2 protein-coding genes are annotated in these 2,106 nt (G+C 52.1%); both read left to right on the top strand.

The window, feature by feature from the left end:
- Positions 1-280: 280 nt before the first annotated feature.
- Complete coding sequence (locus NE584_RS19240) at positions 281-1,492, top strand: IS110 family transposase (protein ID WP_256183537.1); 1,212 nt, start codon at positions 281-283, stop codon at positions 1,490-1,492.
- A gap of 14 nt (positions 1,493-1,506) precedes the next feature.
- Entirely contained in the window at positions 1,507-1,983 is a 477-nt protein-coding gene (locus tag NE584_RS19235; protein ID WP_256183535.1) for an XRE family transcriptional regulator, read from the top strand.
- Positions 1,984-2,106: the final 123 nt, after the last annotated feature.

Below are 2,106 nucleotides of genomic sequence, written 5' to 3'. Positions count from 1 at the left end.
CCTCCTATTACAATATATTTACGGATCAAGGCACGGCAGCCAGCCGTGTCTTTTTCCGCATCGTTGCCAAAGCTGTTAGAATGGGAGAGTCTTGGCCTGATGTATGCCTCCAAGGACCATTGCGTCCGTAAGGAAGTCCGTCATCCAGCCTCTCATTCGCAGTGTTCGATTTATGCAGGTTGTTGGCCACATCAGTGCGCCCGTGTCATCAAATAGATTGTACCGGCAATGATGGAAAGGCTGGTCGCCAAAGACAAATCCACGATGAGGAGCGATTCACATGAACAATGTGGCAGGGATTGATGTTTCCAAAGGGAAAAGTATGGTATCCGTTCTCCGTCCCTTTGGGGAAGTGGTGGCAAAACCGTTTTCTGTTGGTCACACCGGCAGTGAACTCAAGGAGCTGGCAGACTACTTGAAAAGCCTGGACGGCGAGACGCGGGTAGTCATGGAGCATACCGGGCGGTACTATGAGCCAGTGGCCCGCTTTCTCTATGAGGAGGGCATCTTTGTCAGCGCGGTCAATCCGAAACTCATTAAAGACTACGGAAACAACACCCTGCGCAAAGTAAAAACGGATAAGGCGGATGCCCGGAAGATTGCCCGCTATGGGCTTGACAACTGGGTGGAATTGCGCCAACATACACCTATGGACACGATTCGTATGCAACTGAAAACGCTAAACCGGCAGCAGGGTCTGTACTCCAAAACCAAGACGATGATGAAGAACAACCTCATCGCTCTCCTGGACCAGACCTATCCTGGTGTCAATGACCTGTTTGACAGCCCTGTTCGTGAGGACGGCAGCCAGAAGTGGGTGGACTTTGCTACGACCTTTTGGCATGTGGACTGTGTGCGGGCTATGAGCCTCGCTGCCTTTACTGAGCGTTACCGCAAGTGGTGCAGACGGCATGGCTACAACTTCAGCCAGAGCCGGGCCATTGAGATTCACATGGAGGCACAAGACCTGATCGCCATGCTCCCCAAGGACGCCCTGACCAAAACGATGGTTCGGCAGGCTGTTGATGCACTGAATGCCGTCTCTGCATCTTTGGAACGGCTCAAGGCCGAAATGCGCACCCTGGCGGCACAACTCCCAGAATATCCCGTCGTCATGGCCATGCGCGGCGTGGGGGATTCCCTTGGCCCTCAACTCATGGCGGAGATTGGAGATGTGACCCGATTTACGCACAGAGGCTCCATTACGGCTTTTGCAGGCGTTGACCCTGGCGCTGACCAGTCCGGCACTCACGAGGCCAAAAGCAACCGGACTTCCAAAAGCGGGCCGCCGGAATTGCGCCGCGCCCTGTTTCTGGTCATGGACTGCCTACTGAAAACACAGCCGGAAGATGATCCGGTGTACCGTTTCATGGACAAGAAACGTTCCGAGGGCAAGCCTTACCTGGTCTACATGACAGCCGGAGCCAACAAGTTCCTGCGCATCTACTATGGCAGAGTAAAAGAATACCTGGCATCTTTGGAGGGAAATTAAGGAAGCATCCTTCCTTGTTGGAGAACGATACTGCACTTACTCTAAAAGCATCTTATGACAGAAAGAGAGAGATTAAGATGTTTTTAGACAATTTATCCGCCTCCGTTCTCAGATTGTGTGATACTCGCAAGCTCAGTTATGAAGCTGCCTCGGAGCGATGTGACCTCAGTTCCAGATACTTCGGCGACATTGCCAGAGGCAAAACCGCCCCAACGATCCTGACCTTGGAAAAACTCTGTGTTGGTTTTGATCTGACACCGAATGACCTGCTGATTTCCTCAGCAATTTGGAGGGAGATGTCCTTCCGCACCCCTATGCCGGTGACGCAGATCCGCTGTTTTCACTGCCTGCAAGGTCTTACCGTTTTCCCTGTCTGCCCTCAATGCGGAAGGACTATGGAACGGGAATACCAGTCTTACTGCGACCGCTGCGGACAATGCCTCGATTGGAGTGCCTTCTCCAAAGCAACTATTATCCTGCCTCAGAAATAACTCCCTCGGCTACATATTTTCCTATCCGGCCAGCGATCTCTACCCGCTGGCCGCTTTTGGCATGTCTTTTTCTCTTCCTCAATTTTTCTTCATCTCCCTATTGACTTTTTATTTGCAGACTTC

It is taken from the genome of Clostridium sp. DFI.5.61 (assembly GCF_024462915.1).
Lineage (GTDB): Bacteria > Bacillota > Clostridia > Oscillospirales > Oscillospiraceae > Lawsonibacter > Lawsonibacter asaccharolyticus.
This window is presented reverse-complemented; position numbering and strand designations above follow the sequence as displayed.

Bases quoted from the DNA above. Each gene is read 5' to 3' on its own strand.
- NE584_RS19240 (WP_256183537.1), top strand. From the start codon at position 281: ATGAACAATGTGGCAGGGATTGATGTTTCCAAAGGGAAAAGTATGGTA.